Here is a 17,156-nt window from a genome sequence, read left to right as displayed (position 1 = left end):
GCCAGTTAACCGACAAAAACCGGTCACTTTTTTGTCAATATATGATCACTTATTTTGCGTTCTGTAACTACCATGCCTGCAACCATTATGGGCAGGGGTAAGTAAATTCGGCATGGATGGCTTCGATGGCCGAGACCAGGTCCGGACTTAGCCGAATCTCCGCCGAACCGACATTTTCTTTCAACTGTTCCAAATTGGTGGCACCAACAATGTTGCTGGTCACAAAGTCACGGCTGTTGACCCAGGCCAGCGCCAGTTGTGCGGCGCTCAAGCCGTGATGATGGGCCAGCTCGACATAAGCCCGGGTGGCGTCTGCCGACCGTTCACCGGTATAGCGACTGAATCGCTCAAATAACGTCAACCGTGCGTTTTCCGGCCATTTACCGCCCAGATACTTGCCCGTTAGCATACCGAATGCCAGCGGCGAATAGGCCAGCAGGCCGGTGCCTTCTCTATGAGCAAACTCGGCCAGGCCAAGCTCGAAAGACCGGTTCAGCAGGTTATAGGGGTTCTGGATGGAAACCACCCGTGGCCAACCGTTGTCCCGGGCCAGGCGCAGATACTCCATGGTGCCCCAGGGGGTTTCGTTAGACAGGCCGATATGGCGAACCTTGCCCTCTTGCACCAGTTCATCCAGCGCGCCCAGCGTTTCTTCAATCAGCGTCATGGTTTCGTCCGGATTACGCTCGTAGGCCAGTTTTCCGAAGAAGTTGGCGCTGCGGTCCGGCCAGTGCACCTGGTACAGGTCGATGTAGTCTGTCTGCAAGCGCCTAAGGCTGCTCTCGCAGGCTGCCCGGATGTGCTCTCGGGTCAGTCTGGGACCGCCGCGCAGATAACTCAGACCATTGCCGGGGCCGGCCACCTTGGTGGCGATCACCAGATCATCCCGGCGGCCCCGGCGGGCAAGCCAGTTGCCCAGGTAGCGCTCAGTGCTGCCCTGGGTTTCCGCCTTCGGTGGAACCGGATACATTTCAGCCACATCAATGAAATTGATGCCCGCGCCGGTGGCGTAATCCAGCTGCTCGAACGCTTCCTGCTCGTTGTTCTGCTCACCCCAGGTCATGGTCCCCAGACAGATCAGGCTGACATTTATGTCAGTTAATCCCAATTTTCGTGTTTGCATGAAATATCCTCGTGCAGTTAGAAGACGTAAAGGGATTGTCACGAAGCTGTCGCATTTCTGTCATGCCCCATTTCCATAGTGGAGGCATGACAGCAAAATCTTCAGGACGCACCGTGACCAAAACCCAGTTGCCCGACCGGCGACCGCAACACATTACCATTGTTTCGGAGACGTTTCCGCCGGAAATCAATGGCGTGGCCAACACCTTGAAGCACCTGTGCCAAGGGCTGATGCAGCGTGGACACAAGGTGACTGTGGTGCGGCCGCGTCAGGCTCATGAACAACGGGGCCTGTTCGAAAGCACGGGCGATGGTCTGTTCTCCCGAGAGATGGTGGTTACCGGCGTGCCGTTGCCCGGCTACAGCGATCTGCAGTTTGGAATATCACGCCCTGCCACCCTGAAAAAACTTTGGCGCGGGCACAAACCGGATGCCATCTACGTGGCCACCCAGGGCCCCCTAGGCATTGCGGCGGTATCGGCAGCCCGCGCACTCAATATTCCGGTGTCGTCCGGTTTTCACACAAACTTTCACAGCTATTCGCGCTATTACGGTGCCGGCGGTCTGGAGCGGTTACTTTGTGCTTACGGTCGCTGGTTTCACAACCGGACCGCTATCACCCTGGTGCCGACCCGTAAAATGCAGCAGGTCACCCATGGCATGGGAATTACCCCCACCGGACTCTGGAGCCGGGGCGTGGATTGCCAGCGTTTCACCCCCCACAAACGCGATGTCGAACTGCGCAAGCATTGGGGGCTGGCTGACAGTGACCGGGCGATACTTTACGTCGGCCGGCTGGCCCCCGAGAAGAATCTGCGGATGGCAGCGGCCTGCTTTGAGCGCATCCGGGGTCTGCACCCCAACGCGCGCTTCATTCTGGTCGGTGATGGCCCGATGCGCCGGCAATTGGCCGAGCGCCACCCGGAGTACATCTTCTGCGGCACCCAGCGCGGCGAGGATCTGGCCAGGCACTATGCCTCAGGCGACCTGTTCCTGTTTCCAAGCAAAACCGACACCTTCGGCAACGTGGTACTGGAGGCCATGGCCAGTGGTCTTGGCCTGGTGGCGTTCGACGATGCCGCGGCCGCCGAACACATCCGCCACGGAGAAAACGGTCTGAAAGTGGCATTGGAAGACGACGAAGCGTTTATCAACCAGGCCCTGAGACTGGCCGATCAACCCACCCTGCTCAGTCGCGTTCGGGCCCAGGCCCGCCTGGATGCACTGGACCTCAGTTGGAACAGTCAGATTGAACAGTTTGAACACCTGGTACTCAATCAACCCGCACAGGCGCGTTACCATGGCATCAACAAGCAAAGCATCTCGCTTCTTTGACCTGGCGGATCAGCGTGAGTATGCGCTGTGCCAGTCCATCAATAATCAGGCGGTACGATTTCGCCCGGTACTGGATTACTTTCGGGTGGTCAGCCGACTGGGCGACGGCTGGTTCTGGTATGCACTGATTCTGACTTTGCCGTTAATTACGCCGGCTCACGGGCCTGCCCTGGCCATTCTGATGGCGTTTACCGGGCTGACCTGCACCATTACCTATAAATGCCTGAAGCGCTGGCTGATCCGGGAACGGCCGTTTATCTCCTTCCCGGCAATCAACTGCGGCACGCCACCACTGGATCGCTACAGCTTTCCCTCCGGCCACACCCTTCACGCCGCCTGTTTTCAGGCCATGCTGTTTGCGGCCATGCCGATGCTCGCCTGGTGGGTGCTGCCGTTCACCCTCTCGGTGGCCGCTTCAAGGGTGGTTCTGGGCCTGCACTACCCGAGCGATGTCGTCGCCGGTGCGCTCATCGGTGGCAGTATGGGCTGGGTGTCGGTGCTGATGTTTGAAGGCATGCTGGTGGCGCTGTGATCTCAGTCAAACAGCCTTAACTGGGTGGTCGGCGCTTCATCCTCGCGGAAACGCACACCGACACCTAGCAGGCGCACAGCGCGCTCAGTGTTGGTAACCAGTTCATTCAACAGGGGCTGATAGTCCTCTGCCGCCGGTTCTGTCACCGACTCCCTTACCCGCTCCAGAGTGTGGGTAGAAAAGTCACTGTAGCGAATCTTGACGAACAGCTTGTGAATGGGCTTGTGCCGGCCCTTGCGGGTCAGCCGGAGATTGAGGTCTGCCACCAGCGCGGGCATGACGGTTTCACAGGCGACTTTATCGGGCAGATCCTGGGAAAAGGTGCGTTCGACGCTCACCGATTTGGCGACACGCGACACCACCACGGCCCGATCGTCCCGCCCGTTCGCCATTTCGAACAACCGGTAACCCTGCTTGCCGAATTTCTCGATCAAGGCGTCAGCCCCAAGTGCCAGCATATCGCCACAGGTTTTCACCCCCAACGCGTGCAACTTGCCGGCGGTCACCTGCCCGACGCCAAACAGTTTTTCCACCGGCAAGGCCTCGACAAAGGCCGGCACCTCAGCGGGCGTGATCACGAACAGGCCATCGGGTTTGCGCCAATCACTGGCGATCTTGGCCAGAAACTTGTTCGGGGCGACACCGGCTGAAATGGTTATGCCGACCTCCTGTTTTACCCTTTCACGCAAATGCCTCGCCATCAGGGTGGCGCTGCCTTTGTGGTCGGTCACGTCGGTCACATCCAGAAAGGCTTCATCCAGTGACAGCGGCTCCACCAGATCGGTCATTTCTCTGAGAATCGCCATCACCTGCTGCGACGCCGCCCGATATCTGGCCATGTCCGGCGGCACGGTGACCAGTTCGGGACAAAGCCGGCGGGCTTCACCGCCCGGCATGGCCGAACGCACGCCAAAGGTTCTTGCCCGGTAATTGCAGGTCGTGACCACGCCACGGCCACCGTCACCGCCCACCGCCAGCGGCACGTCCTGCAACGATGGGTCGTCGCGCATCTCGACAGCGGCGTAAAAACAGTCGCAATCCACATGGATGATCTTGCGCTGGGGCATGGTCAGCGGGCTCAGGTTAACAATCTGTACATTTATACAGCCTTGTATCTTAAGCTAACATGCAGAGAATGTCAGGGGTTCGATTACTAAACCCGGTAACCCATTGTGAGGCACCATGACCAATCCTATACCTGAGTCTGAACGCACCGAAATCGAGGCCGCTGCATTCCGGCGCCTGGTCGATCACCTGCGTCAGAATACCGACGTTCAGAACATTGACCTGATGAATCTGGCTGGGTTCTGCCGTAACTGTCTCTCCAAGTGGTACCGTGCGGAGGCTGAGCAACGTGGATTTGAAGTGTCCGATCCCGAGGCCCGGGAAGAAATCTACGGCATGCCCTACGAGCAGTGGAAGGCGCAGTACCAGACGGGGCCCAAGCAGGATCACAAATAATGAACATCAACGAAGCGATCCGCATCCATCTGGCATCGGTGAGCGCCGGCCATGCCAATTTTGATGATACGCTAGCGCTGATCGACAAGCATTTTGAGTATCTGCCCGCCGGTTTTCATAACGGTCCCCTGCACAGCGCCGCAGGCGAGAATGCCGGTTCCTGCCGGGTATTTGCCCTCGGCCAGCACTGCAACCTGAACGAAACCGACACTCTGAACCTGTTTGCCCAACATTATCAACAGGTGCTGGGAGATCCCGCCGGTGACAGCCATGGTAATATTCGTCAGTTCATCAGCACGGGCTGGTCCGGCATCCGTTTCGACAACCAGCCTCTGCGGGCTCGCACCGAACCCATCGAGTAATGCACCAGGGAAGACACCTATTCATGAGCGATACCGCCACCTCCGGGCTAAAACAGAGTTTTCAGCTAAAAAGTGCCAGTGTGTCGCTGACCGCTCTCGAGCTGTACTACTTTGACGACGAGGAATTCGAAACCAACCTGCGTGACAAAATCAGCCAGGCACCGGGTTTCTTCAAAGACATTCCGCTGATTATAAGCCTGGAAAAATACCAGGGACTCGACAGCGAGCTGGATTTTTTCAAGATCATCGGCAGCTGCCGTCGCCACGGCATTCACGTTGTTGGTGTTCGGGCGGCCAACGATGACCAGCGCCGGCTGGCTCGCGGCGCGGCGCTGGCGTTGCTGCCCGGCGGCAGTCTGCGTGACCCGACCGCAACGCCCGCACCCTCTGCCAACGACACGGCCCCAGAGCCACCCGCCATCGCTCCGGCCGAGCCGGCGATGGTGACCAGCGAACCGGCCCCGGCCAAAATTATCAGCCAGACGGTTCGCTCCGGGCAGCAGGTCTATGCTCCGGAGGGTGATCTGATCATCCTGGCGCCGGTACAGGCCGGTGCCGAAGTGCTCGCGGCCGGCAACATTCACGTTTACGGCCCACTTCGAGGCCGGGCTCTGGCGGGTATCCACGGAGCCGAGGGGTCCAGGGTATTCTGCCAGTCACTTGAAGCAGAGCTTGTGTCCATCGCCGGACACTATAAAATCTCTGAAGATCTTCAGGAAAATAGCTGGAAGAGCGCTGTGCAAATCCAGCTCAGGGATGACCTGCTGGTGGTAACGCCACTGGACAAGGCCTGATGTTGTGACAGCCAATAACAACACGTGAAAACATGACGAATCCACCGTGAAACAGGAACTTAACCTTGGCTAGAATCATTGTCGTTACCTCAGGAAAAGGCGGCGTTGGCAAGACCACCACCAGCGCCTCAATCAGCACCGGCCTTGCCAAGCGCGGCCACAAGACCGTTGTCATCGACTTCGACGTGGGATTGCGTAACCTCGATCTGATCATGAACTGCGAACGCCGGGTGGTGTACGACTTCGTCAATGTGATTCAGGGCGAAGCCAGCCTCAATCAGGCACTGATCAAAGACAAACGGGTCGACACGCTGTTTATTCTGCCTGCGTCCCAAACCCGGGAGAAAGAAGCGCTGACCAAAGAAGGCGTCGAGAAGATCATCAATGAGCTTTCCGAAACCTTCGATTATATCGTTTGTGACTCCCCAGCCGGCATTGAACACGGAGCCTTGATGGCGCTGTACTACGCCGACGAGGCCATTGTGGTGACCAACCCGGAAGTGTCCTCGGTGCGCGATTCCGATCGCATCCTGGGCATTTTGCAAAGCAAATCCCGGCGCGCAGAGATGGGCCAGGATCCAGTCAAGGAACACTTGCTGTTGACCCGCTACAACCCGGACCGGGTAGAACGCGGCGAAATGCTTTCCGTCAGCGATGTTGAAGAAATTCTGGCGATTCCCTTACTGGGCGTTATTCCCGAAAGCCAGGTGGTGCTGAACGCTTCCAATCAGGGCTTGCCGGTCATACTGGAAGGCCAGAGCGATGCCGGCCAGGCCTACGAAGACGCGGTGGCGCGACTACTGGGCGAAGATCGTGAGCATCGATTTATGACCGGCCAGAAGAAAAGCTTCTTCTCACGGATGTTCAAGGGGGGCTAAGGGATGAATTTTCTGGATTATTTCAAAAGTAAAAAGACCAACACCGCCAGTGTTGCCAAAGAACGCCTGCAGATCATTGTCGCCCACGAACGGGGCCAGCGTGACCAGCCGGACTACCTGCCTCAACTGCAGCAGGAATTACTGGAGGTTATCCGCAAATACGTGCAGATCAGCGATGACATGGTGCAGTTCGAAGTGGACCGTAACGACAGCTTCTCGGTACTGGAACTGAACGTCACCCTGCCGGAAAAATAACGGCAAAACCTGCGTTACCAGCGGGCAAAATGATCTTCCATCAATCCCCGTAGGCCGTCTACGGGGATTTTTTTGCCTGCGTCGTCCTCAACGGTGCCCCGGAAGGTCCCGACAAATTGCCGGAAGTTGGACGCCAGCACCCAGGCATTCAGGCGTTCCTTGCGCGTGCCCGAGGGCACAAAGCTCAGGTCTACCCGGCCATCTTCGGTGGTCACCCGCCAATTGCCGCCCGGCTGGTAACGGTCAAAATCAAAGCGGGCAGCGCCGAGTTTCAGACAGCGACCATCCAGCCACAGGGCATTTTCGGTCATCCCGGTTTCGTTAACTCCGGCCGCCAGATTCAGCCCTACGGACACGCCTTGATCCGTCACACCCGCCAGGCACGCCCAGTTCCAGGCGGTTTCCCGGCGCATAAAACCACAGCTCCAGTCGATGGAGCCACGGGTATGCTCATCGCAACGCCAGACCTGCTGGCCCCAGCGTACTTCGCCCTCAACCGGAATACCGGCCGATTTTCGAGTAAACACCCATCCGTTGTACCCCGCCGGGCACACCAGTCTCAGCGGCTGATCGGTATCCTGCAGCTCCAGATCAATCTGGACATTGCCCGGCGCCGTCACTCTGACATTGCGGCCATCGGTGGCCAGCTCAATCGCCAGCGACGCCTCACCTTTGCGAAACCGGGCATGACCATGCTCCGGATACGGCTCAATCTCGGTCTGCCTCGCCAGCAGCTGCATGAACGATTGCTCGAACATCTGACCGCTCTCAAAATCAAACAAATAGAAAAACCCGTTGCTCACCAGTTTGAGATCGACAATGGCCATGCCAAAGACCCAGCCGGGCGACATGGCACTGACAAACTGGAACTGATTGAAGCGCCAGCGTCTGGCCAGCCGGGACCGGGGCCGGTCCATCACGGTGCGCAGGTCATAATCCAGGTAATTAATGGTGTCGACCGGCTGCTCCAGCACACCCGGCGTGATTCTTCCCTTGGCATCAATCAGTGTCGGTTTTGTCATCATTATCGTCAGATCAGGCCATTTGTAAGTTGCCACGCCTCAGGACGCTACCTGGTTCACAATCCCTCACGGCGGCCGCAAAACAGGCATCATCACCATGGTAGACTCAGGACGTCTTCATCATGGAAGTGTAGCTTATGACCATAACCCGAGCCCAAGGTTTTACGGGCATTCTGGCCCGCCTGCTGGGCGCACTGATGATCCTGATACTACCATTGGCGGGCACCGCCATTGACCATCCGCCTCTGCCGGCAGAAGACGCTGAGGCCTGGACCCTGCGTAAGCAGGACGACAACATCCGCATCTACACCATGGACCAGACCAACTCAGGGTTTCAGGCGTTTAAAGCCGTTGCTGAGCTGGCGGTACCCATTGAGAACCTGATGGCAGTAATGATCAACCCGGAGTCCTGTAAGGAATGGGTGCATAACTGTTCAGAATCCTTCGCGTTCGGTCAGAGTGATTTTCACGACCGCTACGCCTATTCGGTGAACGACATGCCCTGGCCAGTGACCGACCGGGATTACGTGCTGCGCATCCGCACCCGCGGCAATGCCGACACCGGCGAAGTGTTCATGGATCTGAACGCCGTTCCCGGCATGCGAACAGAAGTCGGCAGTCGGGTACGGGTCGATCGCTCAGACACCCTGTACCGCTTCACCCCTGACGGCAACCGCACGCAGATGGTCTGGATTCAGCACACCGATCCAAATGGTGCACTGCCCGGCTGGCTGGTGAACAATCTGCTGGTCGATATCCCGATCAAATCCATACAGGCCCTCGAGTCCGTTGCCAAAGAAGAAACCTATCAGGGCTATCGCCTGCAATGGTCAGATGACGGCAAGCTGACCGGAGTGGTACCCGCCGAGCGTTAACAATCGGGGATGACGCCGAGCCAGGGAACGGCTAAGCTGCGTGAAAAGGACTGAAAATGGAAGATGCCTGCCAATGAGCGTTCTCGCCCATGAAATTATGACTCCAACCGTCAAGGCCGTGCCCCATAGCTGGACCATGGACCGCCTTGCTCGCTTTCTTACCGATAACGAAATCACCGGCAGTCCGGTCACCGACGACAACGGCGATATCATCGGCATTGTCACCCTCAAGGACATTACCGAGTTTCGCTGGAATGCCAGCCGCACCGGCGATCAGCCAACACTGACCTCAGAAGAACAGGAAGAGGCCCGGCGGCTGCGCATGGTGATCTTCGAAGAGATGGGCAAAGTACCGGTAGAAGTGCGCGACATCATGACCCCCCTCGTACTGTCGGTAGACGAAGACACGCCGGTGCGGGACATCGCCAACATCATGATGCGCGAGCACCTGCACCGTATCTTTGTCACCAAGGATTCAAAAATTACCGGCATTGTGACCACTTACGATATGCTGAAACTGATATCCGATCGGGAACTGACGCAACGCTGCGCCGAGAACGACTGAGCCACCAGAGAGGTAGCCCTACCTATGCCAAGAGCACCGCAAGCTCGCAAAAAGATGTACGTCCTCGATACTAACGTCCTGATTCACGACCCGAATGCCCTCCTGAATTTTGAAGAACATGACGTCATCATTCCGATGACCGTCCTCGAAGAACTCGACAGCCTGAAATCCGGCAAGCAGACCGTGGCCGCCGACTGCCGACAGGCCATTCGCAACATCGACAAACTGCTCGGTGATGCCAGCCCGAAAGATATCGAAAAAGGCGTACCCATCCTGCGTGGCCCAAAAGCGGCGCCGCTCGGTGCCCTCTCCATCATCATGAGCACCGAGCACAACGGCAATCACTCCCTGCCCGAACACCTGAACGACAACAAGATCATCAACACTCTGGCAGCCCTGCAAGAACGCCATAAGTCCCGGGACATCATTCTGGTCAGTAAAGACATCAACATGCGTCTGAAAGCCCGGGGCTTTGGTGTAGAAGCCCAGGACTATCACAACGATCAGTTGCTGGATGACATAGACCTGCTTCCCAAAGGCTACAAGGAGTTTCCGAATTCGTTCTGGGACACCATCGCGAAAGTTGAAACCGTCCAGCGGGCCGGGGTGACCGAGCACCTACTCAAGCGCGAAGGCGACCTGGCCAAACTCAACATCAACGAGTTTGTGATCGATGAGCAGGGCTTTATCGGGCAGGTGGTGGACATTTCCGACGATCGACTGGTGATCAAGGATCTGCACCAGCACGATTTGCTGAACGAAGAAGTCTGGGGCCTGGTGCCGCGGGATATCTACCAGGCCATGGCCCTGAACCTGCTGCTGGACCCGGACATTCATCTGGTCAACCTGACCGGGTCTGCCGGCTCCGGTAAAACCATTCTGGCGCTCGCCGCCTGCATCGAAATGACCGTAGCCAGCAAGCTGTACAAGCGCATCATTGCCACCCGCTCCACCCAGGGGTTGGATGAAGACATCGGCTTTCTGCCGGGTACCGAAGCGGAGAAGATGGAACCCTGGCTGGGCGCCATCGTGGACAATCTTGAAGCCTTGCATGAAGACGACGAAAACATGACCGCCAGCGTCGACTACATCCTCAGCAAGGTACCGCTGCACTTCAAATCCATGAACTACATCCGGGGCCGCAGCTTTCAGCACAGCCTGATCATCATTGACGAGTCGCAGAACCTGACACCACACCAGGTCAAGACCATCATCACCCGCGCCGGCAACGGCTCCAAAGTCATCTGCCTGGGCAATCTGGCACAGATCGACACGCCCTACCTCAGCCCCTTGAGCTCCGGCCTCACCTACATGACCGAACGCTTCAAAAGCTTTAAGCACGGCGGTCACATCCACCTGCAGGGTGTGCCCCGCTCGCTGTTGGCCGAGTTTGCCGAAGCCAATCTATAGACCATCCCTGCCTCCGTTGCACTCACACAATGGCCTCCTTTTACAGGGGGGCCATTTGGCCCTCTGGACAGTTTGCCCCGGCAGACTGGCCATCGTGTCGCCCCTCATTCCACCTTATTGTGAGCTCAGTCACATTCCGACACCTGTCGTTACAACAACTCACAATAAGGCAAACCGATGAACCATTTGACCAAGTTCGTAATCACCGGCTTGAGCGCTGCGCTTCTGACTGCCTGCGGCGGCGGTGGCAACGACACCGCACCGGAAACCAACAACCCGGGCGTACAGGCCAGCACCCCACAAACCAACCAACCGCAGCCGACCGCCAGGTCCATCAACCGCCCCATGTCGGCCAGCACCAGCGCACTCGAGCCAGCCTCGTGTAACCAGGGCACCGACCTTGCTGGCGGCCGGAGCTACCGGGTAGAAATGCCCTCCAGGGTCGATGGTGCAGCCATCGTATTCGAGGTATTCGAACCCTCGTTGTTCGATTGCGATACTCGCCACCCGCTGATACTGCAGGGCCATGGCTTCAGTGGTTCACGCACCACAACCGCAGGCAATGATCCGCTTTCGCCGATCAAACCACTGATCGACGCAGGCTATGCCGTAATCAGTATTGATCAACGGGGCCACGGCGAAAGCGGTGGCACGGTCAGGGTGATGGACCCAGATTTTGAGGGCGAAGATCTGGTGCAGATTGTGGACTGGGCCGAAATCCACCTGGATTATCTGAAGTACCGCGACAACAACCTGCTCTTGGGTGGCGTTGGCGGCAGCTACGGCGGCGGCTTCCAGTATCTGCTATACAACGTGGACCCGGATCAGCGGATGGACGCCATGGTGCCGCAAATCACCTGGCACGACCTCACCTACAGCCTGAACCAGGGCGGAGTCACCAAGAACTACTGGGCGGCTTTCCTGTCGCTCGTGGGCGACGCCGGCACCGGCGGCTCCATGGACCCGCTCATCCGGAGTTCGTTGATTGATGGCATTCTGCAGAACCGATTCCCAGAGGCTGCCCTGGACTTTCTCCATTACCACAGCCCCAGCTACTTCTCAGATAACGAGGGCGGCCTGGAGTTGTTCGACAGTGGTAACAGCCAGGAGTATCTGCTCGACCCGATCACCGGCCGGCTGCCAATCACCAGTGACGGCCGTTACATCATTAAGACACCCCAAGGCACCCCCTACCCGGTGGATGTGCTGATGTTTCAGGGCATGCGCGACAGCCTGTTCCCGTTTAACGAAGCCTACGAAAACTATCTGTCGATGAAGAAAGCCGGTGGCGACGTGAGGCTGCTGACCTATCCGTTCAGCCATCATTACCTGGCCCCCAACGTGGGGCTGATTCAGGAAACTCTGGCCAGTTTTGATTTCTATTTGGACGCGGTGCCCGAACTGCCTGCCGCCGGCCTGAACACTCTGGCCAGCTGCGGCGATATCGAGATCAACCGGGCCACCGTGGCCTGGTTTAATGAAAAGCTGCTGGACAAAGGCAATGCCGACAATGTGATCACCACCGGCCAGCAGATCTGCTACACCCTGTCTCCGGGTGACGCGGTGTCTACACCGGAAGTGACCGTGGGCGGGGACAGCTTCCCCATCGCCTATGACGTATTTGGTTCCTCCTTACCCGTTCAGGCACTGATCGGCGCTGCCGGTGTGGCTCCCACCATCGTTCCTTTGACTACCATGCCGGAGGCCGGGGTAATTGCCGGCATACCGACCGTAAACCTGAACGTCAGCCTTGGACTGCCGGCGCTGGATGAAGCTTGCCTGGAAAGTTCCGACCCAATTCTGGGCCTTGGCACCTGCGATGCCATCCTGTTTGTCGGTGTTGGTGTGACCAAGAACGGCCTCAGTCTGCCGGAACTGATTGACGAGCAGGTGCAACCGATCCGCGGCCTCGGCAACCAACAGGTTCAGCTCACGGGCGTCGCTGAGCGACTGAGCGAGGGCGATCGTCTGGTACTGATGATTTACGGCCAGCACCCGACGTTTGTCGGTGCCTTCTCCCGCGACCTGGTGGTTTCGACGGTTCAGGTTTCCGGCGAAGTGGCACTTCCGATCCTGACCTCCGACGGTCAAGAGCGGCTCGCATCGATCAGATAGAACTAAGGTAACTCCCGGCGCCAGCGCGCCGGGGGCCTTCCGGTCCAACGGTGGAAGGCCCGGTAAAACGTGCTCGGCTCCGCGAACCCGAGGGATAGTGCAACATCTGCCAGGGACTGGCGGGATTCTCGCACGGCCGCCAAGGCAAGTTCCTGGCGCACCTCATCCAGCAAGCTGTTAAACGTGTAACCCTGAGTCTCCAGCCTGCGCGCCAGAGTGCGCTCACTGATGCCCAACGCTCCCGCTGCCTCTGCCCGACGGGGTAACGTTGGTCCGACACGGGCCACGAGCCATTGCCGAAGATCTTCTGCCGACACCGCTCCCTTTTCCAAAGCCGCCAGCCGCCCCGCATTATATTGTTCATGCACCTGAGCCAGGGCCGGGTCTGCCTGTGGCAGAGGCTTGTCTAGCACCTCATGACTCACCAGCAGCCCGCTGAATGCCTGCTCAAAATCCACCGGGCAGCCAAACACCTCCCGGTAACCGCGAACCGGCCCCAGCCGGGCCTGGCTGAACTGCACCCGCACCGGCCGCACTGCCGATCCCGCTATCCAGTCTGTCAGGCTCACCACCGCCGACAATACGGCCTCAATCTGGTGGGGGCTGAACGCCAGCCGGCCCTGCCTTGGATGGTAGACAATCCAGGTACCCCGGCTACCGGGCAACATCTGGAAGCGCCCACCGTCGGAGATCAACCGCTGATATTTCTGCACCAGGGTGATGGCTTCACGCAGCGTGGCCGCACTCTGCATGGCAAAACTGACGGCATCAATGCTGGCCGGACGCACCCCCGTTCCCACTTTCAGACCAAAGCCCGGGTCATGGGTACAGCGTTCGGCGGCGTGCCAGAGCCGGGTAATGAAATCGATGGGCCAACGCTCCCAACCCAGCGCCTGAGCTGGCAAGCCTGCAGTTTCGAGCAACACAGTGTCGCCAACCCCCAGCCGGCGGGCGGCATCAATGACAGTGTTGACCCACCCCATGGAAACGGTGGCTTCTAAAGTCAATTATTCTGGCCTCTGAAGTCAATTCAGAACCGATCATAGCGTTATATGGTCTGTAACAACAAAACCAAAAACACATTTTGGACATGCACCATGGCAAAACCTGATTGCTCAGACATCCTGATTGCCGGCGGCGGCCTGGCGGGCATGGTTACTGCCCTCGAAGCCCTGCGGGCGGGCAAGACTGTCACCATTGTTGACCGGGACACCCCCGAACGCTTTGGCGGCCTGGCGTTGTGGGCCTTTGGCGGCATGGCGCTGATCGACACCCCACTGCAGCGGCGTATGGGCATTGCCGACTCGCCGGAACTGGCCCTTCAGGACTGGCTGCGCTTTGGTGAGCTGGACCCAAACGATGAATGGCCCATGCAATGGGCCCGCTACTACGTTGAACATTCACGTTCCGAGGTGCACGACTGGCTCGCCAACGAGGGCATTAAATTCATGCCAGCAGTGAACTGGGTAGAACGTGGCCGGTTTGGCGATGGCAATAGTGTGCCCCGCTACCACGTTACCTGGGGCTCCTCCCGGGAATTGGTGCGCTGCATGGTCAGCGCCCTGCATGAGGCCAATGCCAGCGGCCGCCTCACCATTCGTCACCGCCACAAAATCACTGCACTCGACCATCAGGCAGGTGAGGTCTGCGGCGCGGCTGCCATCAACGAGGAAACCGGCGAAGAGGTCCGGTTTGAGGCCCTCAATGTGGTGCTGGCCATGGGCGGCATCAACGGCAGCCACGCCGAATGCCGTGCCAACTGGCCCAAACATCGCCCGCAACCTGAGTCGATGCTCAATGGCGCCCACCCGTTTGCCGATGGCAAACTGCACCACTGGGCCAAAGACCACCTGGGCGCGCGCATTACCCACGCCGGCGAAATGTGGAACTACGCGGCGGGCTTTCCGCACCCCTACCCCCATTTCCCAGGCCATGGCCTGTCGACCATTCCGTGTAAATCCGCACTCTGGCTGAACCATCGCGGCGAGCGCATCGGCCCGGAGCCTCTGGTAACCGGGTTTGATACTCATTGGCTGTGCCAGCAGGTAGCCGCCCAGGAAAAACCCTGGACCTGGCACCTGCTGAACCGGCGTATCGCCCTGAAGGAATTTGCCATCTCCGGTGCCGAACACAATGCCCGCATCCGGGACAAGCAATTCCCCCTGTTCCTGAAAGACTTGCTGTTGGGCAATAAAGATCTGGTACGTCAGATGGAGCACGAAAGCCCCTACTTTATCGCGGACGACACCCTGGACGGCCTGGCCAACAAAATGAATGCCCTGACCTGCTCCCTGGACATCGACCCGGCGAAACTCAAGGCCACCGCCGAGGCTTTCGACAGCAACTTTCAAAAGGGCAATCGGCTGTTGAATGACGCTCAGATCCGCCTGATTCAGCATGCCCGGCAGTGGGGCCCGGACCGCCTGCGCACCTGCAAGCCAGCGCCCTTGCAAAAGCCCGGCGCCGGCCCGTTCATCGCCATTCACATGCAGCTAACCACCCGCAAGAGCCTGGGCGGCCTGCGAACGGATCTGCATAGCCGGGTACTGGACGCTCGCAACCAACCCATCGACGGCCTGTACTGCGTCGGCGAGGCCGCCGGATTTGGCGGTGGCGGCGCCAGCGGCAAGCGCTCGCTGGAAGGCACTTTTCTGCCTGGCTGTATCATGACCGCCAGAGCCGCGGCACGCTCCATCGTCACCGGCGACTGAAACAGCACATTAAATCAGCCCTATTACAAGAACATCGATCAGGAGAGTAACCATGGCGAACGGCGCTCAAGCTTTGATGAAAACGTTGGTGGATGCCGGCGTTGAGGCCTGTTTTACCAACCCGGGCACCAGTGAAATGCACTTTGTTGCCGCGCTCGACAGTGAACCGAAGATGCGAGCCATATTGGCGTTGTTTGAAGGCGTAGCCACCGGCGCGGCCGATGGCTACGCCCGGATGGCTGACAAGCCGGCGGCCACCTTGCTGCACCTCGGTTGCGGCCTGGGCAATGGCCTCGCCAACCTGCACAACGCCCGCAAAGGTAAAGTGCCGGTGGTGAACATTGTTGGCGACCATGCCACCTACCACGTCAAATACGACGCCCAGCTGCAGTCCGATATTGAAACCGTGGCTCGTAACGTATCACCCGGCTTTGTTCGCACGTCAAAAAGCACCGAGGCGCTTTGCCAGGACGCCGTCGACGCGATCACCGCGGCCAAAGGCTTGCCGGGCCAGGTCGCCACCCTGATTCTGCCGGCCGACGTGTCCTGGGGCGACGGCGGCCAGCCCTGTGCTTTGCCGCCTCAAACCAGCCCAGCCATCGCCGACGACGCCACCATACAGACCGTGGCAGACGCCGTGCGCACCGGCAAAAAAACCGCACTGCTACTCGGTGGCCGGGCCCTGCGTGAGCCGAGCCTGAGGGCCGCCGCCAAACTGGCCGCTCACAACGGCATCAAGCTCTTTGCTGAAACCTTCCCCACCCGCATCGAGCGGGGGGCCGGCCTGCCGGCGGTGGAGCGCATCGCCTATTTGGCAGAACTGGCCACGTTGCAATTGTCCGAATATGAGAACCTGATCCTGGTGGACACCAAACCACCGGTGTCTTTTTTCGCCTACCCGGGCAAGAAGAGCTACCTGGTGCCGGAGAGCTGCAACGTCAACACCCTGGCCACGCCGGAGCAGGATGCCGCCGCCAGCCTCAACAAACTGGCCGACGCTCTCGGGGCCGCCGATACCGAACCAAAACTGCAGGCCAGCGCCCGCCCGGGCCGGCCCCGCGGCAAACTGACCGCAGAAAAAGTGTGTAAGGCCCTGGGCCACCTGATGCCCGAGCACAGCATCATCGTGGACGAATCCATTACCTCCGGCCTGATGCTCAATGCCCTGACCGCAGGCTGCCCCCGGCACGACATCCTCACCCTGACCGGCGGCGCCATCGGTCAGGGCCTGCCCAACGCCGTCGGCGCCGCCGTCGCCTGCCCGGATCGTCCGGTCTACGCATTGGTCGGTGATGGCACCGCGATGTACACCATCCAGGCCCTGTGGACCATGGCTCGAGAAAACCTGAACGTGACCACCATCATCTTCAACAACGCTTCCTACTCGATTCTCAACATCGAGCTGGACCGGGTGGGTGCGGAAAGCGCCGGGGCGAAGGCAAAATCCCAGCTCGACATCAGCAGTCCGGTCACCCATTACGCCCAGCTTGCCCAAAGCATGGGCGTGCACGGGGTGCGGGTGCAGAGCACCGAAGAACTGCTGAAAGCGATGGAATACGCCCAGAGCATGCCCGGCCCGCACCTGATCGAAGCGGTGGTGCCGGAATCTCTGAACGGGGTAAAGCGGAAGGTCTTGCCCTGGCTGCTGCGCACCCTGCCAAGCCTGCCGAGGTCGGTGAGCACGACGTTGAAGAAGAAGATTGCGCCCTAAGTGGGCGC

Annotated in this window: 17 protein-coding genes; 13 read left to right on the top strand and 4 right to left on the bottom strand. The window is 59.0% G+C overall.

Annotation, left to right across the window (positions count from 1 at the left end; translation table 11 throughout):
• Positions 1-85 precede the first annotated feature (85 nt).
• The gene (locus C7H08_RS13130) at positions 86-1,123 is read right to left on the bottom strand and encodes an NADP(H)-dependent aldo-keto reductase (RefSeq protein ID WP_106672672.1); all 1,038 of its coding nucleotides are present in this window, start codon (positions 1,121-1,123) and stop codon (positions 86-88) included.
• Positions 1,124-1,209: 86 nt separating this feature from the next.
• Between C7H08_RS13130 and C7H08_RS13125 the strand changes: the two genes are divergently transcribed.
• Both C7H08_RS13125 and C7H08_RS13120 read left to right on the top strand, forming a co-directional pair.
• Entirely contained in the window at positions 1,210-2,457 is a 1,248-nt protein-coding gene (locus tag C7H08_RS13125) for a glycosyltransferase family 4 protein (RefSeq protein ID WP_106672668.1), read from the top strand.
• Positions 2,423-2,989, top strand: a complete 567-nt coding sequence (locus C7H08_RS13120; protein WP_106672665.1) for a phosphatase PAP2 family protein — start codon at positions 2,423-2,425, stop codon at positions 2,987-2,989. The genes C7H08_RS13125 and C7H08_RS13120 overlap by 35 nt, the downstream gene beginning before the upstream one ends.
• A gap of 2 nt (positions 2,990-2,991) precedes the next feature.
• On the opposite strand, the gene dinB is transcribed toward C7H08_RS13120, so the two are convergent.
• The gene (gene dinB / locus C7H08_RS13115; RefSeq protein ID WP_106672663.1) at positions 2,992-4,056 is read right to left on the bottom strand and encodes a DNA polymerase IV; all 1,065 of its coding nucleotides are present in this window, start codon (positions 4,054-4,056) and stop codon (positions 2,992-2,994) included.
• A 115-nt stretch (positions 4,057-4,171) separates the two neighbouring features.
• On the opposite strand from dinB, the gene C7H08_RS13110 reads away from it, so the two are divergent.
• From C7H08_RS13110 to minE, 5 genes are all read left to right on the top strand, one after another.
• Positions 4,172-4,450 (top strand): DUF1244 domain-containing protein, encoded by a 279-nt coding sequence (locus C7H08_RS13110; protein ID WP_106672660.1) that lies wholly within the window; start codon positions 4,172-4,174, stop codon positions 4,448-4,450.
• Positions 4,450-4,812: a HopJ type III effector protein gene (locus tag C7H08_RS13105; RefSeq protein ID WP_106672658.1), complete on the top strand. Its 363-nt coding sequence runs from the start codon at positions 4,450-4,452 to the stop codon at positions 4,810-4,812. Before C7H08_RS13110 ends, C7H08_RS13105 begins: the two co-directional genes overlap by 1 nt.
• Positions 4,813-4,835: 23 nt before the next feature.
• Positions 4,836-5,606, top strand: a complete 771-nt coding sequence (gene minC, locus C7H08_RS13100; protein ID WP_106672655.1) for a septum site-determining protein MinC — start codon at positions 4,836-4,838, stop codon at positions 5,604-5,606.
• A gap of 65 nt (positions 5,607-5,671) precedes the next feature.
• Positions 5,672-6,484: a septum site-determining protein MinD gene (gene minD / locus C7H08_RS13095; RefSeq protein WP_106672653.1), complete on the top strand. Its 813-nt coding sequence runs from the start codon at positions 5,672-5,674 to the stop codon at positions 6,482-6,484.
• Between the two features lie 3 nt (positions 6,485-6,487).
• The gene (minE, locus tag C7H08_RS13090) at positions 6,488-6,739 is read left to right on the top strand and encodes a cell division topological specificity factor MinE (protein WP_106672651.1); all 252 of its coding nucleotides are present in this window, start codon (positions 6,488-6,490) and stop codon (positions 6,737-6,739) included.
• A 14-nt stretch (positions 6,740-6,753) separates the two neighbouring features.
• On the opposite strand, the gene C7H08_RS13085 is transcribed toward minE, so the two are convergent.
• Positions 6,754-7,764 carry a DUF2804 domain-containing protein gene (locus C7H08_RS13085; RefSeq protein ID WP_227663409.1) on the bottom strand — a complete coding sequence of 337 codons (1,011 nt, stop codon included), beginning with the start codon at positions 7,762-7,764 and terminating at the stop codon, positions 6,754-6,756.
• Positions 7,765-7,898: 134 nt separating this feature from the next.
• Here C7H08_RS13085 and C7H08_RS13080 point away from each other — a divergent pair, with 134 nt between their 5' ends.
• From C7H08_RS13080 to C7H08_RS13065, 4 genes are all read left to right on the top strand, one after another.
• Entirely contained in the window at positions 7,899-8,636 is a 738-nt protein-coding gene (locus tag C7H08_RS13080) for an START domain-containing protein (protein ID WP_106672650.1), read from the top strand.
• A gap of 73 nt (positions 8,637-8,709) precedes the next feature.
• The gene (locus tag C7H08_RS13075; RefSeq protein ID WP_106672648.1) at positions 8,710-9,201 is read left to right on the top strand and encodes a CBS domain-containing protein; all 492 of its coding nucleotides are present in this window, start codon (positions 8,710-8,712) and stop codon (positions 9,199-9,201) included.
• 24 nt (positions 9,202-9,225) lie between these two features.
• Entirely contained in the window at positions 9,226-10,611 is a 1,386-nt protein-coding gene (locus C7H08_RS13070) for a PhoH family protein (protein ID WP_207768318.1), read from the top strand.
• 177 nt (positions 10,612-10,788) lie between these two features.
• Positions 10,789-12,726 carry a CocE/NonD family hydrolase gene (locus tag C7H08_RS13065; RefSeq protein WP_106672645.1) on the top strand — a complete coding sequence of 646 codons (1,938 nt, stop codon included), beginning with the start codon at positions 10,789-10,791 and terminating at the stop codon, positions 12,724-12,726.
• 2 nt (positions 12,727-12,728) lie between these two features.
• On the opposite strand, the gene C7H08_RS13060 is transcribed toward C7H08_RS13065, so the two are convergent.
• Positions 12,729-13,733: an AraC family transcriptional regulator gene (locus C7H08_RS13060; protein WP_106672643.1), complete on the bottom strand. Its 1,005-nt coding sequence runs from the start codon at positions 13,731-13,733 to the stop codon at positions 12,729-12,731.
• 90 nt (positions 13,734-13,823) lie between these two features.
• Between C7H08_RS13060 and C7H08_RS13055 the strand changes: the two genes are divergently transcribed.
• Both C7H08_RS13055 and C7H08_RS13050 read left to right on the top strand, forming a co-directional pair.
• Positions 13,824-15,437 carry an FAD-dependent oxidoreductase gene (locus C7H08_RS13055; RefSeq protein ID WP_106672640.1) on the top strand — a complete coding sequence of 538 codons (1,614 nt, stop codon included), beginning with the start codon at positions 13,824-13,826 and terminating at the stop codon, positions 15,435-15,437.
• A 52-nt stretch (positions 15,438-15,489) separates the two neighbouring features.
• Complete coding sequence (locus tag C7H08_RS13050) at positions 15,490-17,148, top strand: acetolactate synthase large subunit (protein WP_106672637.1); 1,659 nt, start codon at positions 15,490-15,492, stop codon at positions 17,146-17,148.
• Positions 17,149-17,156 lie beyond the last annotated feature (8 nt).

The organism is Marinobacter halophilus, assembly GCF_003007685.1.
Classification (GTDB): domain Bacteria; phylum Pseudomonadota; class Gammaproteobacteria; order Pseudomonadales; family Oleiphilaceae; genus Marinobacter; species Marinobacter halophilus.
This window is presented reverse-complemented; position numbering and strand designations above follow the sequence as displayed.